The sequence below is a fragment of the Rossellomorea aquimaris genome (assembly GCF_003315075.1).
Lineage (GTDB): Bacteria > Bacillota > Bacilli > Bacillales > Bacillaceae_B > Rossellomorea > Rossellomorea aquimaris_C.
In genome coordinates this window covers 46,945-53,375 of the sequence record NZ_QNRJ01000025.1, presented here as the reverse complement: position 1 = coordinate 53,375, position 6,431 = coordinate 46,945, and the positions used below count along the sequence as shown (strand labels likewise).

The 6,431-nt window shown below is 41.3% G+C and carries 8 protein-coding genes; 1 reads left to right on the top strand and 7 read right to left on the bottom strand.

Features of this window, described 5'->3' with window-relative positions; all coding sequences use genetic code 11:
- Positions 1-567 precede the first annotated feature (567 nt).
- Complete coding sequence (locus DET59_RS19235; RefSeq protein ID WP_113971219.1) at positions 568-1,758, top strand: MFS transporter; 1,191 nt, start codon at positions 568-570, stop codon at positions 1,756-1,758.
- A gap of 231 nt (positions 1,759-1,989) precedes the next feature.
- Here DET59_RS19235 and DET59_RS19225 read toward each other — a convergent pair whose 3' ends face one another.
- The 7 genes from DET59_RS19225 to DET59_RS19195 form a co-directional block, all read right to left on the bottom strand.
- The gene (locus tag DET59_RS19225; protein WP_113971217.1) at positions 1,990-2,388 is read right to left on the bottom strand and encodes a type II toxin-antitoxin system death-on-curing family toxin; all 399 of its coding nucleotides are present in this window, start codon (positions 2,386-2,388) and stop codon (positions 1,990-1,992) included.
- Positions 2,388-2,639, bottom strand: coding sequence for an AbrB/MazE/SpoVT family DNA-binding domain-containing protein (locus DET59_RS19220; RefSeq protein ID WP_113971216.1), 252 nt, complete (start codon positions 2,637-2,639; stop codon positions 2,388-2,390). The genes DET59_RS19225 and DET59_RS19220 overlap by 1 nt, the downstream gene beginning before the upstream one ends.
- A 172-nt stretch (positions 2,640-2,811) precedes the next feature.
- On the bottom strand, positions 2,812-3,945 hold the full coding sequence (locus DET59_RS19215) for a serine hydrolase domain-containing protein (protein ID WP_181778240.1): 1,134 nt from the start codon (positions 3,943-3,945) through the stop codon (positions 2,812-2,814).
- 209 nt (positions 3,946-4,154) lie between these two features.
- Positions 4,155-4,415, bottom strand: a complete 261-nt coding sequence (locus DET59_RS19210; protein ID WP_113971214.1) for a hypothetical protein — start codon at positions 4,413-4,415, stop codon at positions 4,155-4,157.
- Positions 4,416-4,507: 92 nt separating this feature from the next.
- The gene (locus DET59_RS19205; protein ID WP_113971213.1) at positions 4,508-4,951 is read right to left on the bottom strand and encodes a GNAT family N-acetyltransferase; all 444 of its coding nucleotides are present in this window, start codon (positions 4,949-4,951) and stop codon (positions 4,508-4,510) included.
- Between the two features lie 562 nt (positions 4,952-5,513).
- The gene (locus DET59_RS22335; protein ID WP_181778239.1) at positions 5,514-5,801 is read right to left on the bottom strand and encodes a TIGR04104 family putative zinc finger protein; all 288 of its coding nucleotides are present in this window, start codon (positions 5,799-5,801) and stop codon (positions 5,514-5,516) included.
- Positions 5,802-5,924: 123 nt separating this feature from the next.
- Positions 5,925-6,329 carry a DUF4181 domain-containing protein gene (locus DET59_RS19195; protein WP_113971211.1) on the bottom strand — a complete coding sequence of 135 codons (405 nt, stop codon included), beginning with the start codon at positions 6,327-6,329 and terminating at the stop codon, positions 5,925-5,927.
- Positions 6,330-6,431: the final 102 nt, after the last annotated feature.

Below are 6,431 nucleotides of genomic sequence, written 5' to 3'. Positions count from 1 at the left end.
GTCCGTTTTGCTTGCCGGCTCAGGACACTCTTATCATACCAAGAGGTTCTTTTTTTGTTCAAACTCTATTTTTCTTCATAACAGGAATGCTGCCCGTTAGTTGAAGAACTGAATTTTCATACTCTTTAGATTTATTTTACCACATAATGTAATAAATCCTTTATTTTTTCTCGCAACAGTATGATAATCACATACCAATTCACAAGTAAAATAGCACCCTAATTCGCACAATGACAATAGCCATTGTCACGTTGTTATTATGGGTGCTATTTCTTACGTTATTTTGTTGTTATCTTCTTATAAAACGCCGATATATCAATACAAACTGTTCTGCTATTTACTGTGCTATAAGGTATGCTAATTCATATGCCATTTGCGATGTTTCTCCACAAAAACTGAACTACTTAGAATAAAAAGCATTCCTTTTTTGTTTAGAAAGCATCAGAGCTGCCCCCATGCTTTCCCGGGACAAGTGACCTGTCCCCACTGTCCCATTCTATGATATGATAATTAAATTGTTTGCCTATACTAATATTGATGTCTATCCATCCTAGAAAAGAGGTACTTATGCAAGAGACTGTATTAACCAAACAGCATTGGTTTCTTATCTTCACACTTAGTTTACTAACGTTTGTTCTCGGGACAAGCGAATTTGTCATCGTGGGGATCTTAACGGAGATTTCCTCGAGCCTTCATATAACGAACGCAAAGGCAGGTACGCTGGTGTCGGCGTTTGCGATTACTTTTGCCATCGCCACCCCGATCGTGATGTCGGCAACAAGCCATTTTCCAAAGCGGAAATGGATGTTGTTTTTGATAGGAACATTTATCATCCTGAATGCATTGTGTGTGATTTCGACAAGCTACGTCATGCTCCTTGTCCTTCGCATGCTGACAGCCATTGTCACAGGAGTATCGATTTCCCTTGCCATGACGATCGCCAGCGAAGCGATTCCCGTGACGAAACGGGGAGTGGCCATTTCCTTCGTTTTCGGCGGGTTCACTCTGGCAAACGTGATCGGAGTTCCCATCGGTACCGTCATCGCGGAGTGGTACGACTGGCATGCCACGTTCCTGTTGACGACGATCCTTGGTGTGCTTGCCTTTTTGGCATCGTTCATGAACTTGCCGAGTAAGCTCAGTCAATACCGCAGTTCCATGCGTGACCAGTTCTCTTTATTGACCCACCCGCGGATCTTGATGGCTTTCTTCATCCCGGCTCTCGGATTCGGTGCCACCTATGCGGTCTTTACGTATCTTGTCCCGATTCTGGACATGATGGGAGCACCAGGCAGCTCCATCAGCTTGATTCTGTTCGCCTACGGATTCATCTCGATATTCAGCAACATACTGGCCGGAAAGATTGCCAGTCACAATGCCATCGGACGCCTGCGTTTCGTTTTCCTTATCCAGGCCTTTGTCCTGATCGGATTGTACTTTACGACCGGCCATTTTATCATCGGCTTGATCAACATTGGCTTGATGTCCTTGATGGCGATCTTGCTAACGACCTCAACCCAGCTTTACTTGATTGACCTTGCCGGTGTGTATCAACCGAAAGCGACAGGACTCGCCGCTTCCTTGATGCCCGTTGCAAGCAACGTCGGTATCGCCATGGGATCGGCACTCGGAGGCCTTGTTTACCATCAAGGGCCCTTGATGAATGTGTCGCTAGTCGGTGGAGTGGTTGCCCTTTGTGCAAGTCTGTTGACATTCTTGAGTCATCGATTGGACCGGAAGCATGAGACATCAGCGTAAAGGACATTATCCAACAGAAGGATCTAGAAAGAAGTGTTCAACAACGTTAACCACCTACATTAACAGGAAAGGAAAAAAGGTTCTGATCACCCGATCAGAACCTTTATCTATTATAACCCACGGGGTTTTCCCTGAAGAAAAAGTGCCTGATCACCTTGCTGGGGATCAGGGACCGATTAATCATAGTCTCATCATTAAAAATACCACTCTCAATATTCCAAGAGAATGGCATTAAATTTTTACGATATGTTGTTGAATGCTAAAAACAATCTCTTCAAAATTGTATTTGTGATTCACTACGTCCACTGTAAAATCTTGTTCTTCTTCAATTCCCATTGTCCATTTATAATGATTAATCTTCAAGAAAATAATGAGTGAAGCAAGCGCCGTTCGTTTGTTGGCATTATGAAACGCGTGGTTTTTTGCAATGGATTCAAATAGAGCTGCCGCCTTTTCAGATATTTCCGGATAAGCATCACGGCCAAATGCAGATTGTTTTGGCCGGTTAATGGCTGAATCCAGAAGGTGCGCATCTTTAACCCCTACAGGTTCCTTTGGTGAGTACAGACGAATTTGTACTGTGTTTATGGCAATCACTTGGTTTGTGGTCAGATAAATAAATTCATCCATTATTTGTCCACTAACCCTTTAAAGGCTTTGTCATGTTCCTTAATCACATCATTTAGAATATCCATGAACTCAGCATCTACTCCTTCAGGAAGTGTTAGCTGTTCTTTTTTCCGTAAAACAATTTTCCCTTCTTTGACTTCAACCTGAACGTCATCCCCTTGAGCTAATCCAACTTGCTTAAGAAGCTCAGTAGGAATCGTGATACCATAGCTATTTCCTATCCTTGTAACTCTCCGCTCATATTGTTCCACTTTTCTCACCCCTCGTCATAACGTTATAACCATTATAACATACTAACCGCAGAAAGCTACGGGACATATCTAGAGCTTCCAATATCGATGTATGGCAGGAGAAAAGGGGGCAGTCCCTCGGCACGCTATAGCGTGTTAAGGGACTGCCCCCAATCATCCACTAAAATATATGTCATGAATCCATAAAAACATCCATAATCTTATCACAAATATCATGATGAATAGTCCCGTCAAAATTCAATAAAACCACCACTCCCAGATTGAGCTCAGGAACCATGGTCATCAGGGCTCTTACTCCTAACTGGCCTCCACCATGTTCAACGATTTTGTATCCTCTATAAGTGTCTGTAAACCAGGCAAGTCCATAGCTCCTGACGTCACATCCAGGTGCCCGCCATTCCTCGCTTACAAGATGGATGGGCTTTTGCATTTCTTCTATTAATTCTGATTGTAAAATAGTCGATTCTTTATTCAAATGGAATGTTACATAGTTGCCTAAATCATTGGCTGTCGAATACAAATACCCGATTGGAGCCGAGATTGGGTTGATGGGAAAAGGCGTTTCGATTTTATCCTCGCCTACATAATATCTGGCACTGTTCGGATCTTCCTCAACCTCATATGAGTCACTCGTCGTCCGCTTCATATCTAGGGATGTAAGGATTTCCTCGTGAAGAAATGCTTCCCATTTACTTCCTGTCACCTTTTCAAACAGATCAGCAAGAATCACATACGCATCTGTGCAATAATTCCATCCCTCTCCTGGTGGGTATTCCAACTCTACTTTTTCAAACCATTTCGTGATATCTTCGCGATTCTTTATACTAGCAATCTCTTCTTCTGTCAGCTGATAATGATCCAATGCCTCCTGAAATTCTGTCGGTGTGTCAGAAAAAATTTCCCTCACATTCGGAGCAATCATATTGGCGATCCCTACTTCTGAAGGGAACCCTGCCGTATGGGACAACACATGCCGTATCGTAATCCTGTCACTCTGTTCTTTATTCTTCGTTCGGAAGTATGGCAAATAGGTAACAACCGCATCGTCCAATGCAATCCAATGCTTCTCAACAAGCTGCATAATGGAAAGGGCCATAAAGTTCTTGGATACACTTTGAATGCTCATCCATGTATCACCATCAATCGGTCGTTCTGCGTTTCCGATCCGGGCATTCCCGAAACCCTTAGAATAGATCGTCTCTGAGTCTTTCACAATGGCAACGCTTACTCCGACTCCCTGGTGATTCTGCATCAATTCATTAATATAATCTGTTACTTGGTTACATTCTTCATTAAATTGCTTCATACGAACCTCCATATATGCGTTTCCGCGATCGCTTCGTATTTCATAACGATCGTATCCTCCACACTTTTTGAGTAATCTCTCTTATTCTCTTAACCTGCCAATTAATTGATATACCTTCCCTATATGTTACCAAAAAAAACGGTGCCTGACCCCGATTCACTTATGTCTTAGGGTCCGGCACCAATATATGATTGATTTATATTTCTTTGTTATGGCTGATTCCAAAAGAATATTGAAACCAGTGGAACAACTACCGAAATGAGAAGAATGAAAGAATTACCTATGATTCCGATTGTTTTAAAACCGCCTTTGCCTTTAAGACCCAATATCAGTCCGATCAACGGAAGCACTATGACAATCATGATCATTACTTTTCCAGAGAATAAGTCCCCTGTTATAAACATCGATATAAAATAAACCGAAAATGCTGCTAAAAAGAAAAGAACTGACAGTAACCCGTACTTTTTCATTCTATATCCCCATTTTTTTTCCATTATATTACTTTTATGTTATTTATTCAAAATTATTTCATGCAGACGGCGGCTCCTTTAGAATGGGTCCATTACTTTTGCAAAACCATATCAATATGAGGGATTCCATCATCCAGATAGGTTTCCGTTATCGCCCTGAATCCAAATGACCCATAGAACTCCCTTAAATATTCCTGAGCCTGAATCTTCACCGATCTTTCCCCTAATTCATCATGAATGAAATCCAGTCCTCTTTTTACTAATTCGCTTGCCAGTCCTTTACGACGATATCCTTCCTTCACAAGAACTCTGCCAATGGAAGGTTCTTTATACGAAACACCTGCCGGTAAAAGTCTTGCATAGGCAACCATCTCCCCGTTCTCTTCTTTATAAAGATGATACGAGTGCACATCCTTCCCATCGGCTTCCAGGTAGGGACAATGCTGTTCCACCACAAAGACCTGGGTCCTCACTTGTAAAATCCTGTATAACTCGTCAGTGGATAGTTCATGAAAGCTCTTTAATTTCCAGTTCATGATATTGGACACCTCTTATGTACTGATTTTGGGTAGGGGACGGATCCCATCCTACTTTAAGTCAAGCGGGGTCCGGCCACATTCACTACTTTCGATTCTAGTCCATGATTAGAAAAAGGTCGAGGATTGTACATCGCCGACCTGTCAAAGTTTATTTCATATGGAATATACCTTTGCCGACATACTTTTTGTATCCCCAAAGGCTTAAAACTGCATGAGAGGCACCCACCAATGCTAATAACGTACCAAGCTTAACGACATCTGAGATTGTAACCATAAACAATCCATATCCAATTAATAGTCCTGCAATGACACAGTTTAGTGCCCAAAATATTCTCTTTCCTATTTTAATCACCTCTCTTTTATGAGCAGGGGTTAATAGGGGACGGATCCCATCCTCCTTTATGTCAAGCGGGATCCGGCCACATTCACTACAGGTCAGCCCACTAGCTCGCTTCATTTAGGCAAGGTGCGTTAATGGAGTATTGAAAAAAGCCTTATTTCTTCACTTGAATTGAGTAATTAGGCTTTCTCATATTTCTATAAATCCGCTTCTTTCTGCTCACACTACCCCCTTATACTTAACAAAAAATGGTGTTAACAATGAACCACCCAAGAAAATGGATATCCCTATAACAAAAGTTAAAATGAAATTATCGAAAGGGGATAAGAAATTCAAAAAAATCAGCGAAGGTGCAATTGTGCAAAGAACAAAAGTTAACCTCCCCAAAATAGTTATTCTGTGTTCCGTTCCACAGTTACTACACTCAATTGGTTTGTATGTCCATATAAAAGATTTATAGATTTCACTCCAACTAAATGGAGTATGACAATGATCGCATTTCTGCAAAATTAAACACCTCGACGATAGAAGAGTTTCTTCTTGGGTTAATAGGGGACGGATCCCATCCTACTTTATGTAAAGCGGGATCCGTCCCCATTCACTACAGAAAATGAAGCAGCAACTTGCTTATTAAAAAGGACCCAGCATCCCCATCTGAACAACAACCACTAGGGCTGTCAGAATCAGGAACAATTCAGTTAACGTTAAGATCGCCTGCTTCGGGACTTCGCTATATTTATACTCAAAGTATGCTTTGACACCATAGTCCAGCATGGCGGAAAAAATAATTCCCAATAGCAACAAGTAATTAAAGGCCTCATTGTTAATCTGAACCAAAATGAGTATAGCAAAGATGAGCCCGGTCGAACGCCTCACCCATTTGTCCACTTTACGATGTAACTCGTTAATATGATTATTAGAAAAGAACTCCTTCTTTACTTTCTCGATCTTAAACATTTTTCGTAGAATGAATTTAACAAGTGAAATAAGAGCAAACACGATCATCGCAATGAAGACAAATTTCAACCAAAACATTTAGCATCTCCTCTTTATATATTTGACGGTTTTGTCATGCCAAAAATGCTACACAACACATTTGAATTCCCTATATATGTTAATGTGAAGTCTTATCCTTTA

Coding starts and splice junctions, on each gene's coding strand:
- DET59_RS19235 (WP_113971219.1), top strand. CDS start 568: ATGCAAGAGACTGTATTAACCAAACAGCATTGGTTTCTTATCTTCACA.
- DET59_RS19205 (WP_113971213.1), bottom strand. CDS start 4,951: ATGAACTGGAAATTAAAGAGCTTTCATGAACTATCCACTGACGAGTTA.
- DET59_RS19225 (WP_113971217.1), bottom strand. CDS start 2,388: ATGGATGAATTTATTTATCTGACCACAAACCAAGTGATTGCCATAAAC.
- DET59_RS19195 (WP_113971211.1), bottom strand. CDS start 6,329: ATGTTTTGGTTGAAATTTGTCTTCATTGCGATGATCGTGTTTGCTCTT.
- DET59_RS19210 (WP_113971214.1), bottom strand. CDS start 4,415: ATGAAAAAGTACGGGTTACTGTCAGTTCTTTTCTTTTTAGCAGCATTT.
- DET59_RS19215 (WP_181778240.1), bottom strand. CDS start 3,945: ATGAAGCAATTTAATGAAGAATGTAACCAAGTAACAGATTATATTAAT.